Raw genomic sequence first — 15,400 nt, forward strand, 5'->3', positions numbered from 1 at the left:
CCTCTCGGACGGCTCTCGGGGTACCGGGGGCGTGCCGCCGCAGGATGCGATGCGGCGGCACGCCGTGAATCGAGCCCCGCTCAGGGGGCGTTGACGAACGCGAGCTTGACGGTTCCGTCGCAGCGGCCGCCCGCGTCGTCCCAGTACCGGTATGCCGTGTCGGCGACGAGCAGCGGCTCCCCGCCCGGCGACCGCCGGTCCACGGTGAGGAACTCGATCTCCCCCGAGAAGGAACGGGCGTTGATCGGCCGCCGGAAGCTGCCGCTGAAGCGGGCGATCAGGATGTCGGGCAGCTGGTGACGCCAGTAGTCGTCCAGGGTCCAGCCGGCGAACTCGTCCAGCAGCCCTTCCTTCACCGTCTTGGCGACGGCGTAGTACATCATCTGGTTGTAGCTGATGTTGACCTCGACGGCGTTGAGATGGCCGGTGTCGTCGATGTAGCAGGACTCCGGTATCGCCAGCTCGCAGCGGGCGGACACCAGGCCTGTGCGGGTGCTCACCGTCGCGGACTTCAGGTATTTGCAGTGCGGCTTGTACGGCCGCAGCACCTGGGGGAGCAGCTCCTCGTCGGTCTCGTAGTCCCGTAACGGACGCTGCCGCGGGGGGCTTTGTACGGCCATCACGCGACCTCGTCGTAGAGCTTGTGCTCGTCGTGGACGGTCACCCGGAAGGAGACGGTCGGCTCCGGGGTGGTGGTGTGCCGCGCCCGGTGGATCAGGCTGCGGTTGTCCCAGACCAGCAGGTCGCCCTTCTCGAAGGTCTGCAGGTGGATGTTGGGGTGGGTGAAGTCTTCGTCGAGCTGGCCGGTGGCCTCGAAGAGCCGGTGGAGCAGGTCGGTCTCCAGCGGCTTGCCCTCCTCGTCCTGCAGGCCGAGGGTGAAGCCCTCACTGATGTACAGGATGGTCTCGCCGGTCATCGGGTGGGTGAAGGTCGTGGGCTTGACCACCGGCGGGGTCTTCGTGTCGACCTCCTCGATGATCTCGGATATCGGCCGGTAGACGTCGGTGGGCCGGATCTTGAAGTACTTGCGCACCGAGTGCTCGGCGAAGGTCCCCGCCGCCGCCTTCTTCACGTCCTCGGGAAGTGCCTCGTACGCCTTGCCCATGTCGATGAAGTAGGTGCCCCGGTTCTTCTGGGGGACGACCTGGGGGTAGATGAGGGTGAGGCCGAAGGGGTCGGGCATGAACTGGTAGTCGGCGTGCCAGAACTTCCCGGTCTTCGGTACGCCGATCTGCTTGCCGTCCCTGGGCACGTTGGAGGAGACGAATATTTCCTCGACCTCGGGGTGCTTGTACATCGGCTCGTAGTACGTCTCGGGCCGGCCGAACAGCTTGCCGAGCGCCAGGAACTGCTGGGGCGCCAGGTCCTGGTTCTTCAGGACGACGATCTTCTTCGAGTAGACCGCCGCCTTGATGGCGTCGACCTCGGCCTGTGAGGCGGTCGCGTGGTCGAACCCGGCCACAGCAGCGCCGATGTCGTGCCCGATGCGCTCCGTGATCTCCATGATCCCTGCTCTCTGTGGGGTGGTGGGGGCTGGGGTTACTGGGCGAGCTTCGAATCGATGAGCTTTGTGGTCGCGGCGAGGGTGAGGTCTTCCTGGAGCTCGTTGTCGTCGATGTGGACGCCGAGGTCGCGCTCGATGCGGATGCTGATCTCGACGAGGGTCAGCGAGTCGACGTCGAGCTGGGCGAAGGTGACGTCCGGGCTGATCCGCTCGGCGGGTGCGTCGTGGAGTTTGGTGACGATCTGGACCAGTTGGTCGTAGGTGGTACTCATGGCGCCTGCGTTCCTCCTGAGTCGTGCGGGTGGGCGATAGGGGGCAGGGTGGGCCAGGTCAGGAGGCAGGACCCCCAGGTGAGGCCGCCGCCGAACGCGGTGAGCAGCACGCGTTCGCCCGGCCGGATGGTGTGCTCGGCAGCCGCATCCGCCAGGGCCAGCGGGATGGACGCGGCGCCGGTGTTGCCTACGGACTCGACGTTGGTGACGAGTCGTTCCGCGGGCAGTCCGAGGTCGTCCGCCACCGTGCGCAGGATGCGCAGGTTGGCCTGGTGGGGGACGAGGTGATCGACTTCGTCGACCTTGCGGTCGGCCAGCGTGAGCGTGGCTCGGGCGGACGCCGCCATGCGGGTGACCGCATGGCGGTACACCTCCTTGCCGCGCATCGTGAAGTGACGATCCTGCGGCTCTGCCGGGCCGGGCGTCGAGCGCTGGCGGGATCCGCCGGCGGCCACCATGATCAGCTCTTCGCCGGTGCCGTCGCTGCCGAGGTCGAAGTGTCCGACGGCGCCGCGCTCGTCGGCGTGTCCGGCGCGCAGGACCACCGCTCCGGCTCCGTCACCGAAGATGATCGCGTTGGTGCGGTCGTGCGGGTCGACGATCGTCGAGTAGGTGTCCGCGCCGATCAGCAGGACGCTGTCGGCCACCTGAGCCGTGATCAGACTCGCCGCCGCGGCGAGGCCGTAGACGAATCCGGTGCACACGGCGCCGACGTCGAAGGCCGCCGCTCCCGCCAGGCCGAGCCGGCTGGCCACGAGCGGAGCGGTCGCAGGGCAGGAGCGGTCCGGGGTCGTCGTGGTGACGATCACGGCATCCACGTGCTCCTGGCCCGCGGAGGCCAGCGCCAGGCGGCCCGCCTCCACCGCGAGGTCGGAGGTGGCCTGCCCGGGGTCGGCGAAGCGGCGTCGGCCGATTCCGGTACGCGTCCGGATCCAGGCGTCGGTGGTGTCGAGCCGCTGGGAGAGTTCGTCGTTGGTGACGACCCGTGGGGGCAGCCAGCCGGCCAGTCCGCACAGGACTGCGGCCCGCTCGGCCGGAGGCCGCATGGAGATACCGAACGGTTGGTCAAGCATGGTGGACACAGGGGCTCCTAGGTGGGGGGCCAGATGTATGGGAAGGATCCGATCGGTTGCGGGCGGCTGCGCCTACCGGACCGTCAGCGAGCTGTTCCCCTCCGAAGGGGCAGCAGGGCGACGGCGCCGAGACAGATTCCGGCCGTGATGACGTACACGGCCGCACGGATCCCGTCGAGCAGGCCCGAGGCGGTCAGGCCGTGGCTCCCCGTGCCGGCGACGGCGACGAGGGCTGCCAGCCCTACGGCGCTGCCCACCTGCAGCGTGGTCGAGGCAAGCCCGGAGGCGACACCTTGGTCGGCGGCGGGAATGCCGGTGGCGGCCGCGATCCACATGCCCGTCCAGGTCGCGCCCTGCCCCAGGCTCAGCAGCACAATTCCGGGGAGCATGCGCGCATAGGAGCCGTGATCGCTGAGTGCGAGTGCCAGCAGCAACGCGCCGACGGCTCCCACCGCCATGCCGCCGAGCAGTGCCGTGCGCAGCCCCAGGGCGGACACCGCTCGCTCGCCCGCCTTCGTCCCGGCGGCCACGACAAGGGCCGGTACCAGGAAGGCGGCTCCGGTGGCCATCGCGCTGTAGCCGTGCACCGTCTGGAAGTAGAGGGTCAAGAAGTACGGCATCGAGCTGAAGGTGGCGCTGAACAGCGCGGTCAACGCCATGGCCCCGAGCAGACTGCGGTGGCCGAACAGGTGCGCAGGGGTCAGCGGTTCACCGATGCGCTTCTCCACGAGGACGAAGAGCAACAGCGAGACCACCGACAGGGCCGCACAGATCAGGACGGTACGACTCCCCCAGCCGGCCTCCGGCGCGTGGACGAGGACGAAGACGAGCAGGGTGATGCCCACCGTGGCGGTCAGAGCGCCCGGGAGGTCGAAGTTCCGCTGCCGGGGCAGTGGCCCGTCAGCAGGGAAGAGCATCGCTCCGGCCAGGGCGATCGCGCCGGCGATCGGGACATTGACCAGGAACACCGCGGGCCAGCCGAAGGCGTCCACGAGAACCCCGCCCAGCAGCGACCCGAAGCACAATCCACCCGCGCCGGCGGCTCCCCAGACGGCAAGTGCCCGGTTACGGCCGGGGCCTTCGTCGTAGAGCGTATTGATCAGCGACAAAGCGGCGGGGAACAACAGCGATCCGCCGATGCCCTGCACCGCGCGCACCGCAACCAGCGCCTCCGCAGACTCCGTCACGCCGCCGATCAGTGAGGAGACCGCGTACAACAACGCGGCGACGACAAAGATCCTGCGCCGGCCCAGCAGGTCGGTCGCTCGCCCGCCGAGCAGCAGGAACCCGCCGGTGGTCACGACATACGCGCTGACCACCCACTGCAGATCCTGGCCGGAGAAGCCGAGGCTTCCGCCGATGGCGGGGAGGGCGACGTAGACGATGTTGTAGTCGAGCGAGATGACGAGTTGCGCGGCTGCCAGGACCAGTAGCGGCAGTCCGAGGCGCTGGCGTGTCGGTATGGACGATGATCCCACTGCAGGCATTGCGCGACTGCTCCCCCTAAGAATCCGTCCTCTGGATCAGGACGGCTGCTCACCCCAGGATCGTGGCTCACTTCCGCTCAGCACCACAAGCACTCTCCCCTCAATTTCGGACTGGCTTGCGGAACGGTTGCCGGAATCGTTCACCAGTTCCTTGAAATGTGTACTTGCGGAACGGATCCATCCGGAGAGTGCGGTGAGAAGTCACTGGTGACCGCCCCTTTTACAGATCGGGAGGCGCCTCAGGGGCACCCGCAGTCGACGGAGGGGCACCTTCCCCATGTGACAGGTCGGCCGAGAATATTCTCCAGTTCCAGCCTTTCCAGCCGATCGTGGCGGTGTCATGGATGGCCGATTCCATCACCCCCATAATCCGGTTGACTTCACCTTCGATATCGTTCCGGCCGACGCGGGGTACGAGATTTCGAAAGCGCGCATAAACGCCCGTCAACAGGGAGTCGGACGAAGGGCACTTTCAGTTCCCGGCGGTTGCGAGGTTTTTTATCACACGCCTGAGGCCGGTCATCCGACAAATACCCCCCTACCGTATGGAGGCATGGAAAGTTCCAAAGGCCGTCTTCCCGTACCCCCGGCACTGGTCGGATTCGTCGTCCTCCTCGTCGCCCTGACAGGACTGTCGTACGGCGCCGGCCGCATGGCGGGGCCGGTGGCGCCGGGGATGCACAGAACGGTGCCGTCGGAGCAGAACCGGGAGCCGGGGATGTCGGACATGCATGGCCTGGGCGCTGTCGACGACGAGGCGGTGGCGGGCCGATGACGGACACCGAGGGTCGGGCGACGGCAGGCAGCGTCGCGGTGACCACCGATCTCCTGGTGGGCGGTATGACCTGCGCCGCCTGCGTGGGACGGGTCGAGAAGAAGTTGGGCCGGGTGGAGGGCGTGACCGCGTCGGTCAACCTGGCCACGGGCCGGGCCCGGGTCTCCCACCCGCAGTCGGTCTCCCCGGAGCAGCTGGTTTCCGTGGTGGAGAGTGCCGGCTACACCGCCGAGCTGCCGTTGGCGGAACCGGAGAACGAGGGGGCTGAGGACTCCGGCTCAAAGAGTTCCGAGTCTCTCGGCGAGCGCGAGCGACTGCTGATCACCGCGGCGCTGTCGCTGCCCGTTCTGGCGCTGTCCATGGTCCCGGCCCTGCAGTTCACCTACTGGCAGTGGGTGTGCTTCAACCTCGCCGCGCCGGTGGTGGGATGGAGCGCCTGGCCCTTCCACCAGCGGGCGGCGAAGGGGCTGCGGCACGCCACAGCCACGATGGACACCCTGGTCTCGCTCGGCGTACTGGCCTCCTTCGCCTGGTCCACGTACGCCCTCTACTTCGGGGGAGCGGGCCGGCCCGGGATGCGCATGCCGTTCAGTCTCCTGCCCGGGACCGATACCGGAAGCGCCCACCTGTACCTGGAAGCCACGGTGAGTGTGCCCCTCTTCGTGCTGGCGGGTCGCTATCTGGAGGACCGCGCCAAGCGGGGTACCGGATCGGCACTTCGCGCTCTCGCCGAACTCGGCGCCAAGGAAGTCGAGTTGAAGGGCAGTGACGACGGCCGTCGCATCCCCCTCGCCGAGCTGCGGGTCGGCGACGAGTTCATGGTGCGGCCGGGCGAGAAGGTCGCCACGGACGGGGTCGTGACCGAGGGCAACTCCGCTCTGGACCTGTCCCTGGTGACCGGCGAGAGCGCCCCGGTCGAGGTCGGTCCGGGCTCGGCGGTGGTGGGCGCCGCCGTCAACGCCGGAGGGCTGCTGGTCGTGCGCGCCACGGCGATCGGTGCGGACACCCAACTCGCCCGGATCACCCGGCTGGTGACCGACGCCCAAGCGGGCAAGGCTCGTATGCAGCGGCTCGCCGACACCGTGGCCGGCGTCTTCGTACCGGTCATCGTCACCGTGGCATGCACCGTCCTCGGCTTCTGGCTCGGCGCCGGCGCGGACGGTGGAGCGGCCGTGACGGCCACCGTCGCCGTGCTCGTCGTCGCCTGCCCCTGCGCGCTGGGTCTGGCCACGCCGACCGCCTTCATGGCGGCGACCGGACGCGGAGCCCAGCTGGGCGTGCTCATCCGGGGCCCGGAGTCCCTCGAACGACTTCAGGGCATCGACACGATCGTGTTCGACAAGACCGGCACCCTGACCACCGGGCGCATGACGCTGGCCGAGACGACCGTGGACGAGGGAGCGTCGGCCGACGAGGTGTTGCGTCTGGCCGGGGCGGTCGAGTACGGCTCGGAGCATCCCATCGGCCGAGCCGTCGTCACCGCCGCGCGTCAGGCCGCGTCCGAGGGGAAGCTGCCGTCGGTGACCGGCTTCCGCGCCGTCCCCGGCACGGGTGTCAGCGGCGTTGTCGACGACCGGCAGGTCTTCGTGGGACGCCCGCGGCCCGGCACGAAGCTGCCGGACACGCTTCAGCAGGCACTCGACCGCGCCGAGACCGCCGCGCGTACCGGCGTGACGGTCGAAATCGACGGCCGCCCGGTCGCCGTCCTCGCAGTCGGCGACACCCTGCGCCCCGACGGGTACGCGGCCGTACGGCAACTGCGCAAGCTGGGCATCGAGCCGATCCTCGTCACCGGCGACGGCCCCGTCGCCGCGCGGGCCGTGGCCGAGCAGGTAGGCATCGAGGAAGTGCACGCCGCGGTCACCCCTGAGGGGAAGGCCGACATCGTCACGGGACTGCGGGCGGACGGATGCCGCGTGGCCGTGATCGGCGACGGCGTCAACGACGCCGCCGCCCTGGCCTCCGCCGACCTGGGCATCGCCATGGGCGGCGGCACCGACGCGGCGATCGGCGCCGCCGACATCACGCTCGTACGCGAGGACATGCAGGCGGTCGTGGCAGCCGTACGCCTCACCCGCCGAACGCTGACCACCATTCGCGCCAACCTCGCCTGGGCCTTCGGCTACAACGTCGTCACGGTGCCGCTGGCCGCGACGGGCTGGCTGAACCCGATGTTCGCCGCGGTGGCGATGTCCGCGAGTTCCGTCCTCGTGGTGGCCAACAGCCTGCGTCTGCGGGGCTTCTCGCTCCCGGCGAGTGGGTCTGGTCGTGCCAGGAGGAGCAGTGCAGCTCCCGCTCTGGAGGCAGTGCGATGACTACGACCACCGAGGGTTCCGCGCCGTCCTGGCGCAGCCGCACCATCGGCGCCCTGCGCACCGCCGTGCTGCCCGTCGTCGCCTGCACGGCCACTCTCTCGCTCCTGACCGTCTACACCGCGACGGGAGCGGCCGGCGATCCCCCGGCGAGGATCAACGTCAGCAACGGCCGCATCTTCGTGCCGCTCAACTCCGCGAGCACCGCGGCCTTCTTCGACATCGCGAACACCGGGGCCGCCGCGGACGAACTGGAATCCGTCTCCTCGCCCTCGCTACGGGTCACCATGCTGGGCCGGAACGTCTCGAAGAACGGTATCGGCCGCATGGAGCCGATCGACTCCCTCCCCGTCCCCGCCCGGAGCGAAGTACGGATGACGCCGTTCACCCTTGACGTGATGGTCCTCGACCCACCGCAGTTGAGCGTGGGCAACAAGATCAGTGTCGATCTGTGGTTCCGGAAATCGGGGCGGATAACGGTCGAGGCGGTGGCGGTCCCGGCACAGTGGTAGCCGGACGGACGGCGCCGTCGCTCATCCCTCACCCATCAGCTTGCGGATCTCGGTGATGAGGACGACGAGCGCCTTCCGTTCCGCGACGGTGGTCTCCGGATGCCACAGGTCGACGAGGAGGCAGGTGCGCGGACGGGTGCCGCGGTTCCACGCCTCATGCTCGAACGAGTAGTCGAACAGCAGGCACTTGCCCTCCTCCCACGAGCGGGTCTCCCCCGCGACCGTGATGCCGCAGTCCTCGGGGATGTCGACCGCCAGGTGCAGGTTGATGCTGAAGTTCCACAGGTCGCAGTGAGGGGCGATCGCCGCACCGGGGAGCAGGGTCGAGAAGTGGCACTCCAGCAGCGGGCACAGCTTGCCGGTGTCGACCGCCTCACCCTTCAGCACGTCGAACGCGGTCGGCACCGCGGCGGCCGATTCGCTCACCAGGCCGCCGGCGCGGAAAAGATAGAGAGCCTGCCAGTCCGACTGGCGCGAGAGGTAGTGCTCGTAATCGGAGAATGCGGCCCTGCGCTCAGCCCAGGCATCCTCCAGTTCCTTCTTGATGGCGGTGTGATTCTCCTCGAAGGCGTGCACCACCGGCGCCAACTCCGGGTGCCCGTACGGGTCGTGCCAGGGCTGCTGCGAAATACCCGGCAGGACCCACTTGGCACCCTTCTGTAAGGGATGCCGCTGCTGCTTCCCGGATTCCATCATCTCCTGGACCCTGACGATCGAGTCCGATCCGTACTCACTCCTGATCGCCGCGAAGGCGTTCTCCATCTCCGGGGTCATGACGTCTCCAGGTTTTTTCGAAGTGCACGGTCCCTGCATACCGTGCGGAAGGCACCCTGGACGTACCCCACTTGTCCTGGCGGAAATCACCTGGCGAATCAGCGCGGGGGCGCATCTGCCATCGGCGTGGCACAGTGCGCCCCTTACGCTTCGAATGCCTCTGGAATTCGCTGAAATGCGGGAACCAAGTGGTGAGAAAGGCCGACTCATGAAGGGGGACGGTCGGCATCGTTCCCGCAGGACGGCGGCCCCCTCTCCGCTCAGGCAGCCCTGCGCCCCCTCTCCGCATGCGCCCGGATGACGTCCGCGTACCGGTACCCCGTGCCCTTGATCGTGCGCCGCTGGGTCTTGTAGTCGACGTGGACCAGGCCGAAGCGCTTGTCGTAGCCGTAGGCCCACTCGAAGTTGTCCAGCAGGGACCAGGCGAAGTAACCGGCGAGCGGGGCGCCCTTGCGGGCGGCGGAGGCGCATGCGGCCAGGTGGTCGGTCAGGTACTCCTGGCGTTCCGGGTCGTCGATCGTGCCGTCGGGGCGTACGACGTCGGGGTAGGCGGAGCCGTTCTCGGTGACGTAGAGCTTGCGGGCGCCGTACTCGTGCGTGAGGCGGAGCAGGAGGGTCTCGATGCCATGCGCGTCGATCTCCCAGTCCATGCCGGTGCGGGGCACGCCGGGGCGGGGCACCTGACGGGCCCGTGGGGCCGGTCCGGTGGGGTCGTCGGCGACGGTCACCGGCATGTAGTAGTTGAGGCCGAGCCAGTCCAGGGGTGCCGCGATCGCCGCCGAGTCGCCTGATTTTTCCGGGAGTTCGACGCCGTAGACCTCGCGCATGTCCGCCGGGAAGCCGCGGCCGTGGACCGGGTCGAGCCACCAGCGGTTGGTGTGGCCGTCCATGCGGCGGGCGGCGTCGAGGTCTTCGGGCCTGTGGGTGGCCGCGTGGACCGTCGAGAGGTTGGTGACGATGCCGACCTGCGCGGACGGGGACGCGGCGCGGATCGCCCGGGTGGCCAGGCCGTGGCCGAGGAGGAGGTGGTAGGAGGCGCGGACGGCGGCCGTGAGGTCGGTCAGGCCGGGGGCCATCGTGCCTTCCAGGTGGCCGATCCAGGCCGAGCACAGCGGTTCGTTGAGCGTGGCCCAGTGGGTCACCCGGTCGCCCAGTCGCCCGGCCACGACCGAGGCGTACGCGGCGAAGTGCTCCGCGGTGTCGCGTGCGGGCCAGCCGCCGCGGTCCTGGAGCACCTGGGGCAGGTCCCAGTGATAGAGGGTGACGGACGGGGTGATGCCGGCGGCCAGCAGGGCGTCGATCAACTCGTCGTAGAAGTCGAGGCCCTTGGGGTTGACCGGGCCGTCCCCTCCCGGCATCACGCGCGGCCAGGCGATGGACAACCGGTAGGCGTTGGTGCCCAGTCGGCGCATCAGGCCGATGTCCTCGCGCCAGCGGTGGTAGTGGTCGCAGGCGACGTCGCCGGTGTCGCCGCCCGCGACCTTGCCTGGGGTGTGCGAGAAGGTGTCCCAGATCGACGGCGAACGGCCGTCCTCCGCCACTGCTCCCTCGATCTGGTAGGCCGCCGTGGCCGTGCCCCACAGGAAGTCGTGCGGGAGTGCGGCGAGGTCGATGGTCACGAAAGTCCTTTCACGGTCGGTCACTTGACGGCGCCCGCCGTCAGCCCGGCGACGAGATAGCGCTGGAGCAGCAGGAACCCGGCGACCACGGGGACGCTCACCACCAGCGAGGCGGCCATGATCTGGTTCCAGTACACGTTGTTGAGCGTGGAGTAGCCCTGGAGGCCGACGGCGAGGGTGCGGGTGGCGTCGTTGGTCATCACCGACGCGAACAGCACCTCGCCCCAGGCGGTCATGAAGGCGTAGACGGCGACCGCGACGATCCCGGGGATCGCGGCGGGCACGACGACCCGGAAGAGCGCGCCGAACGGCCCGCAGCCGTCCACCAGCGCGGCCTCGTCCAGATCGCGCGGCACCGAGTCGAAGTACCCGATCAGCATCCAGATCGAGAACGGCAGGGAGAAGGTCAGATACGTCAGGATCAGCCCGCCCCGCGAGCCGAACAGGGCGATTCCGGTGGCGTTGCCGATGTTGACGTAGATCAGGAAGAGGGGCAGCAGGAAGAGGATGCCCGGGAACATCTGCGTGGACAGCACGGTGACCGTGAAGACGCGCTTGCCGCGGAACTCGTAGCGGCTGACGGCGTACGCGGCGAACACCGCGATCACCACCGAGCAGACGGTCGCCGCGCCCGCCACGATCAGCGAGTTCACGAAGTACCGCGCGAGCGGGATCGTCGACCAGATGTCGATGTACGGGCGGATGGTCAGCCGGCTCGGCAGCCAGTGGAACTCGCCCGTCACGTCCGCCAGCGGCTTCAGCGAGCTGGAGACCATCACGTAGACCGGCACCAGGACGAAGCCGGTGAGCAGGGTGAGGAAGATCCGCCGGGACCAGAAGAACGAACGCGGCGGCGCCATGGGCGAGCGGGGGCTAGACATCGGCCGGCTTCCTTCCCCGGGAGGTCAGCAGGAGGTAGACGCCCGTCACCACGAGCAGGAACAGCAGCAGGAGTACGGACATCGCGGAGCCGGTGCCGAAGTTCCAGGTCACGAAGGACGCCTGGTAGATGTGGACCGAGATCAGGTCCGCGGCCTCCGGAGCCGACTTGCCGAACAGGACGAACGGCGTGTTGAAGTCGTTGAACGTCCACAGGAACAGCACCAGGAGCAGCACCTGGTTGACGGACCGCAGGGACGGGAGCGTGATGCGCCGGATCTGCTGCCACATCCCGGCCCCGTCCAGGGCCGCCGCCTCGTACAGCTCGCCGGGGATGTTCTGGAGTCCGGCCATGACGATGAGGAAGGCGAACGGCCAGCCCTTCCACACCGAGACGGTCAGCAGCGCCCAGAAGCTGTTGTCGCCGATGAGCCAGAAGGACGGCTTGTCGGTGAGGTGGAGCTGGTCGTGCAGGACGTGGTTCACCAGGCCGTTGTCGTGCTGGAACATGAACACCCAGGTGATGACGGCCGCGTAGACCGGCAGGGCGTACGGCACCAGGAACAGGGCGCGCAGCAGGCCCCGGCCGCGGAAGGTGTCCTGGAGGTAGACCGCCGCCGCGGTGCCGATCAGCCAGCACAGGCCGACCGACAGCAGCGTGAAGGCCACCGTGACGAGGAACGAGTGCAGCAGCGCCTCGCCGACCGGGGCGTCGAAGTCCACCGACACCCGGTAGTTGTCTAGGCCGGACCAGGGCGCGGCGCCCCAGTCACGGATGTAGAACTGCGTGAGCTCCTTGAAGCTCATCACGATGCCGATCACCATCGGCACCAGGTGGACCAGGAGTTCGAGGAGCAGGGCCGGCAGCAGAAGCAGGTACGGCAGGCCGATGCGGCGGATCCTGCCGGGGCGGCGGCGGGGACCTGGGCGCGCCGCCCCGGAAGGGTTCTGGTGCACGGCGGCCTCCGCGGGCGCGGTGGTGGTCATCGTGCTCACTTCGCCGGCATCTGCTGCTGGGCCTTCTCCAGCGCCGCCTTGACCGACTCGGTGGTGACCGCGCGTCCGGCGGCCGCGTCGGCGAACAGGTCCTTGACGGCGGTTCCCACGGCCGTCTCGAACTGCGACTCGTCGGCGACCTGCGGCAGCGCGGCCGCGCTGGTGGCGAGGGTGTCCTTGAGGACCTTGTTGGGGCCCGAGCTGAACACGCTCTCCGCCTGCACGCTCTTCACCGGCGGGATGGAGCTGTAGGCGGTGTTGAGGATCTTCTGCTCGGCGTCGCCGGTCATGAACTTCACGAACTTCTTGGCGCCGTCGATGTTGTCGGTGTTCTTGAAGACGGCCAGGTTGATGCCCATGACGGCCGAGTTGACCTGGGTGCCGGGACCCGGGGTTCCGGACTGCACGGGCACCGGTGCGATGCCGTACTTGTCCTCGCTCATGCCCTGCGACTTGAGGTTGGAGGACGCGGACTGCCACAGCAGCATGGCCTGGTTGCCCTTGGCGAAGTCGCTCACCGACTGGTTCTGGGCGTACTCGGCGTCGCCGGTCGGTATGACCTTGTCCTTGGCCATGAGGTCGACGTACTGCTTGACCGCGGCCACCACGTTGTCGTCGGTGAAGTCGGGCTTGCCGTCGGCGGTGAAGAAGTCGCCGCCGTGCTGCTGGGCGAAGACGAAGACGTGGTGGATGTTCTCCGACAGGTTCGCACCCTCCGCGCCGAGCGCGGACTTGCCCTTGGCCTGGATCTTCTTGCCGTCGGCGATCAGTTCGTCCCAGGTCGCCGGGGGCTCGGTGATGCCGGCGTCGGCGAAGATCTCCTTGTTGTAGTAGAGGGCGTAGGCCATCGAGTAGAGCGGGACCGCGGCCGGGTCCTGGCCCTCGGCGCCGGTGGAGCCGAGCGCGGAGTCGACGAAGCGGTCCTTGCCGCCGATCGCGGCGAAGTTCTTGGTGTCCCAGGGCAGCAGCGCGCCGGTGGCCTGGAGGGAGGCGCTCCAGGTGTTGCCGATGTTGAGGACGTCGGGGCCCTGGCCCGAGGTGGTCGCGGTGAGGATCCGGTTGAGCAGGTCGGACCAGGGGACGACCTCGAGCTTGACCTTGATCCCGGTCTGCTTCTCGAACTTGTCGAGCTCGGGCTGGAGGACCTTCTTGTCGACCTCGATGCTGGCGCCCTGGTTGGAGGCCCAGTAGGTCAGGGTCTTCGGCGAGTCGTTGGACCCGCCGCTCGTCGACGAGCCGCCGCCGCAGGCGGTCACGAGAGTCATGAGGGAAACGGTGACCGCACCGGCGGCCGCGGCTCGGGTTCTGCGCATGGCTCTGGTGTCCCTTCCAGGGGAGGCCTCCGGGTGCGTTCGCTTCTCGAACACCGCCCCGGAGTTAATTTATGGCGTGATTTAAGACGCGAAGGAAAGTCGCGTCAAGGGTCGGCGCGGCGGTATCTTGCAGGTCGAGGCGGCGTCGGAAAGGATCCACATGGCGGGGCGTAACGGGCGGACGGTGCGTGACCTGCGACGGGGCAACCGGGCCGCCGTACTGCGACGGCTGTATTTCGACGGGCCGATGAGCCGCTTCGAGCTGGGTCCGGCCACCGGTCTGAGCGGCGGCTCCATCAGCAACGTGGTCGCGGAACTGGTCGAGGACCACCTCGTCGAGGAGGCCGGCACCGTCGAGTCCGACGGCGGCCGCCCCCGCACCCTGCTGCGCGTGGCCCCCTCCGGCGGCCACATGATCGGCGTCGATGTCGGCGAGACCCGCGTCCGCGTCGAGCTCTTCGACCTCACCCTCACCGAACTCGCCCGCACCGAACGGCCGCTGGAGCATCACGGCTACGACGTCGAGGTCGTCGTCGGCCACATCCGTGACGGCATCGCCGAGGTGCTCGCCGACACGGACATCGCCCCCGACCAGCTCCTGGGGGTCGGCATCGGAGTCCCCGGCATCGTGGCCCGCACCCCCGGGCAGGGCGCGGTGGTGCACGGCCAGACGATCGGCTGGGACGCCGTCCCGCTCGAGTCCCTGCTGCGTTCGACCTGTGAACTCCCCGACTCCGTCCCGTACTTCATCGACAACGGCGCCCGCACGCTCGGCCAGGCCGAGCTGTGGTTCGGCGCCGGCCGGGGTTGTCACAACGCGGTGGTCGTCCTCTTCGGCTCGGGCATCGGCGCCTGTCTCGTCACCGAGGAGGTGCAATACGGCCGCCCCCTGGAGTGGGGACATGTGACCGTGCAGGTCAGGGGACGCCGCTGCCGCTGTGGTGCCCTGGGTTGCCTGGAGGCCTACGCGGGCGCGGGGGCGCTCGTCGACCGCTGGCGCGAGGCGGGCGGCCACCCGCCCGTGGCCGCCGACGAGGAGACCGCGCTGGCCGCGCTGCTCGCCGCCGCCCACCCGGCCGAGGGCGCCGAGGCCGACCCGGTGGCCCTCGCGGTCCTGGAGGAGACCGCCGAGTACGTCGGCGCGGGCCTGTCCGACCTGGTCAACCTCTTCCAGCCCGAACGCATCCTCATCGGCGGCTGGGCAGGCCTCCAGCTCGGCCCACGCTTCCTGCCCGCCGTACGCCGGTACGCCGACGCGTACTCCCTGCGCCACCCGGCCGAACGCGTCTCCATCGACCTCGGCAAACTCGGCCCCGACGCGGTCACGGTCGGCGCGGCGAGCCTGCCCCTCGCCGACCTCTTCGCCCGGGGCGGGCGGCCCGCCGCACGCGGACGTGATCACGGCTGACCCCGTCAGACCACCGGGTCGAGGAACGTCAGTACGGAGGCGGTCTCCTCGATCAGCGGGGTGAGCGCGGCGTTGAAGGGGCCGCCGTACGGGGCGTTCAGGTGCGCCTGGAAGGCGTCCTCGTCCCGGTACACCTCGAAGATCCAGAAGGCGCGTGGGTGCGAGGCCTTGGTGTAGACGTCGAAGGCGAGGTTGCCCTCCTCCGCACGCACCTTGCCGGCGTACTCCACGATCATGCGGGCGACCTCGTCCTGCGCCCCCTCACGGGCGGTGAACTCGGCGAGCAGGGTCTTCTTCGCATTCACGGCGATCTGACGTGGACTCATGAGCTGCTCTTCTCTGAACGTGCGCCCGTAACGGGCACGAATCGGGCGCCCTCCGCCACCGTTGCGGACTTGTGACAGGCGCGGGGCATTGACGTTGCCGGGAGACGGGGTCATCATCCTCGGCAGTGTCAACGATGACATAAGTCAACG

Annotated in this window: 15 protein-coding genes; 4 read left to right on the plus strand and 11 right to left on the minus strand. The window is 68.9% G+C overall.

Annotated elements, in window-relative coordinates; translation table 11 throughout:
• Window positions 1-80 precede the first annotated feature (80 nt).
• The 5 genes from scoD to RNB18_RS36730 form a co-directional block, all read right to left on the minus strand.
• Complete coding sequence (scoD, locus tag RNB18_RS36710) at window positions 81-620, minus strand: (2E)-enoyl-ACP glycyltransferase (protein ID WP_311718407.1); 540 nt, start codon at window positions 618-620, stop codon at window positions 81-83.
• The gene (gene scoE / locus RNB18_RS36715) at window positions 620-1,504 is read right to left on the minus strand and encodes a (3R)-3-[(carboxymethyl)amino]fatty acid oxygenase/decarboxylase (RefSeq protein ID WP_311718408.1); all 885 of its coding nucleotides are present in this window, start codon (window positions 1,502-1,504) and stop codon (window positions 620-622) included. Before scoE ends, scoD begins: the two co-directional genes overlap by 1 nt.
• A 35-nt stretch (window positions 1,505-1,539) precedes the next feature.
• Window positions 1,540-1,776, minus strand: coding sequence for an acyl carrier protein (locus RNB18_RS36720; RefSeq protein ID WP_311718409.1), 237 nt, complete (start codon window positions 1,774-1,776; stop codon window positions 1,540-1,542).
• Window positions 1,773-2,849, minus strand: coding sequence for a beta-ketoacyl-ACP synthase III (locus tag RNB18_RS36725; protein WP_311718410.1), 1,077 nt, complete (start codon window positions 2,847-2,849; stop codon window positions 1,773-1,775). The genes RNB18_RS36720 and RNB18_RS36725 overlap by 4 nt, the downstream gene beginning before the upstream one ends.
• A gap of 83 nt (window positions 2,850-2,932) precedes the next feature.
• Window positions 2,933-4,336 (minus strand): MFS transporter, encoded by a 1,404-nt coding sequence (locus RNB18_RS36730; protein ID WP_311718412.1) that lies wholly within the window; start codon window positions 4,334-4,336, stop codon window positions 2,933-2,935.
• Window positions 4,337-4,889: 553 nt separating this feature from the next.
• Between RNB18_RS36730 and RNB18_RS36735 the strand changes: the two genes are divergently transcribed.
• Genes RNB18_RS36735 through RNB18_RS36745 form a run of 3 tightly spaced genes read left to right on the plus strand, consistent with a single transcriptional unit; the run spans window position 4,890 to window position 7,935 of the window.
• Complete coding sequence (locus tag RNB18_RS36735; protein WP_311718413.1) at window positions 4,890-5,111, plus strand: hypothetical protein; 222 nt, start codon at window positions 4,890-4,892, stop codon at window positions 5,109-5,111.
• Window positions 5,108-7,426: a heavy metal translocating P-type ATPase gene (locus RNB18_RS36740; protein ID WP_311718414.1), complete on the plus strand. Its 2,319-nt coding sequence runs from the start codon at window positions 5,108-5,110 to the stop codon at window positions 7,424-7,426. The genes RNB18_RS36735 and RNB18_RS36740 overlap by 4 nt, the downstream gene beginning before the upstream one ends.
• Window positions 7,423-7,935 (plus strand): copper chaperone PCu(A)C, encoded by a 513-nt coding sequence (locus RNB18_RS36745; protein WP_311718415.1) that lies wholly within the window; start codon window positions 7,423-7,425, stop codon window positions 7,933-7,935. The genes RNB18_RS36740 and RNB18_RS36745 overlap by 4 nt, the downstream gene beginning before the upstream one ends.
• A 21-nt stretch (window positions 7,936-7,956) precedes the next feature.
• On the opposite strand, the gene RNB18_RS36750 is transcribed toward RNB18_RS36745, so the two are convergent.
• The 5 genes from RNB18_RS36750 to RNB18_RS36770 all read right to left on the minus strand — a co-directional run bounded on the left by RNB18_RS36750 (window position 7,957) and on the right by RNB18_RS36770 (window position 13,516).
• On the minus strand, window positions 7,957-8,709 hold the full coding sequence (locus tag RNB18_RS36750) for an aspartyl/asparaginyl beta-hydroxylase domain-containing protein (RefSeq protein ID WP_311718416.1): 753 nt from the start codon (window positions 8,707-8,709) through the stop codon (window positions 7,957-7,959).
• A 260-nt stretch (window positions 8,710-8,969) separates the two neighbouring features.
• Window positions 8,970-10,328, minus strand: a complete 1,359-nt coding sequence (locus RNB18_RS36755; RefSeq protein ID WP_311718417.1) for a GH1 family beta-glucosidase — start codon at window positions 10,326-10,328, stop codon at window positions 8,970-8,972.
• Between the two features lie 20 nt (window positions 10,329-10,348).
• On the minus strand, window positions 10,349-11,188 hold the full coding sequence (locus RNB18_RS36760; protein WP_057608083.1) for a carbohydrate ABC transporter permease: 840 nt from the start codon (window positions 11,186-11,188) through the stop codon (window positions 10,349-10,351).
• Window positions 11,189-11,201: 13 nt separating this feature from the next.
• Window positions 11,202-12,194 (minus strand): carbohydrate ABC transporter permease, encoded by a 993-nt coding sequence (locus RNB18_RS36765; RefSeq protein WP_311718418.1) that lies wholly within the window; start codon window positions 12,192-12,194, stop codon window positions 11,202-11,204.
• Window positions 12,195-12,199: 5 nt separating this feature from the next.
• On the minus strand, window positions 12,200-13,516 hold the full coding sequence (locus RNB18_RS36770; RefSeq protein WP_311718419.1) for an ABC transporter substrate-binding protein: 1,317 nt from the start codon (window positions 13,514-13,516) through the stop codon (window positions 12,200-12,202).
• Between the two features lie 160 nt (window positions 13,517-13,676).
• Here RNB18_RS36770 and RNB18_RS36775 point away from each other — a divergent pair, with 160 nt between their 5' ends.
• A complete protein-coding gene (locus RNB18_RS36775; RefSeq protein ID WP_311718420.1) occupies window positions 13,677-14,924 on the plus strand; it encodes an ROK family transcriptional regulator in 1,248 nt (415 codons plus the stop codon).
• Window positions 14,925-14,929: 5 nt separating this feature from the next.
• Here RNB18_RS36775 and RNB18_RS36780 read toward each other — a convergent pair whose 3' ends face one another.
• A complete protein-coding gene (locus tag RNB18_RS36780; protein WP_311718421.1) occupies window positions 14,930-15,250 on the minus strand; it encodes a putative quinol monooxygenase in 321 nt (106 codons plus the stop codon).
• Window positions 15,251-15,400: the final 150 nt, after the last annotated feature.

This window comes from Streptomyces doebereineriae, assembly GCF_031845645.1.
In the GTDB taxonomy this organism is placed as follows: Bacteria; Actinomycetota; Actinomycetes; order Streptomycetales; family Streptomycetaceae; genus Streptomyces; species Streptomyces canus.

Coding starts and splice junctions, on each gene's coding strand:
- scoD (WP_311718407.1), bottom strand. CDS start 620: ATGGCCGTACAAAGCCCCCCGCGGCAGCGTCCGTTACGGGACTACGAG.
- scoE (WP_311718408.1), bottom strand. CDS start 1,504: ATGGAGATCACGGAGCGCATCGGGCACGACATCGGCGCTGCTGTGGCC.
- RNB18_RS36720 (WP_311718409.1), bottom strand. CDS start 1,776: ATGAGTACCACCTACGACCAACTGGTCCAGATCGTCACCAAACTCCAC.
- RNB18_RS36725 (WP_311718410.1), bottom strand. CDS start 2,849: ATGCTTGACCAACCGTTCGGTATCTCCATGCGGCCTCCGGCCGAGCGG.
- RNB18_RS36730 (WP_311718412.1), bottom strand. CDS start 4,336: ATGCCTGCAGTGGGATCATCGTCCATACCGACACGCCAGCGCCTCGGA.
- RNB18_RS36735 (WP_311718413.1), top strand. CDS start 4,890: ATGGAAAGTTCCAAAGGCCGTCTTCCCGTACCCCCGGCACTGGTCGGA.
- RNB18_RS36740 (WP_311718414.1), top strand. CDS start 5,108: ATGACGGACACCGAGGGTCGGGCGACGGCAGGCAGCGTCGCGGTGACC.
- RNB18_RS36745 (WP_311718415.1), top strand. CDS start 7,423: ATGACTACGACCACCGAGGGTTCCGCGCCGTCCTGGCGCAGCCGCACC.
- RNB18_RS36750 (WP_311718416.1), bottom strand. CDS start 8,709: ATGACCCCGGAGATGGAGAACGCCTTCGCGGCGATCAGGAGTGAGTAC.
- RNB18_RS36760 (WP_057608083.1), bottom strand. CDS start 11,188: ATGGCGCCGCCGCGTTCGTTCTTCTGGTCCCGGCGGATCTTCCTCACC.
- RNB18_RS36765 (WP_311718418.1), bottom strand. CDS start 12,194: ATGACCACCACCGCGCCCGCGGAGGCCGCCGTGCACCAGAACCCTTCC.
- RNB18_RS36770 (WP_311718419.1), bottom strand. CDS start 13,516: ATGCGCAGAACCCGAGCCGCGGCCGCCGGTGCGGTCACCGTTTCCCTC.
- RNB18_RS36775 (WP_311718420.1), top strand. CDS start 13,677: ATGGCGGGGCGTAACGGGCGGACGGTGCGTGACCTGCGACGGGGCAAC.
- RNB18_RS36780 (WP_311718421.1), bottom strand. CDS start 15,250: ATGAGTCCACGTCAGATCGCCGTGAATGCGAAGAAGACCCTGCTCGCC.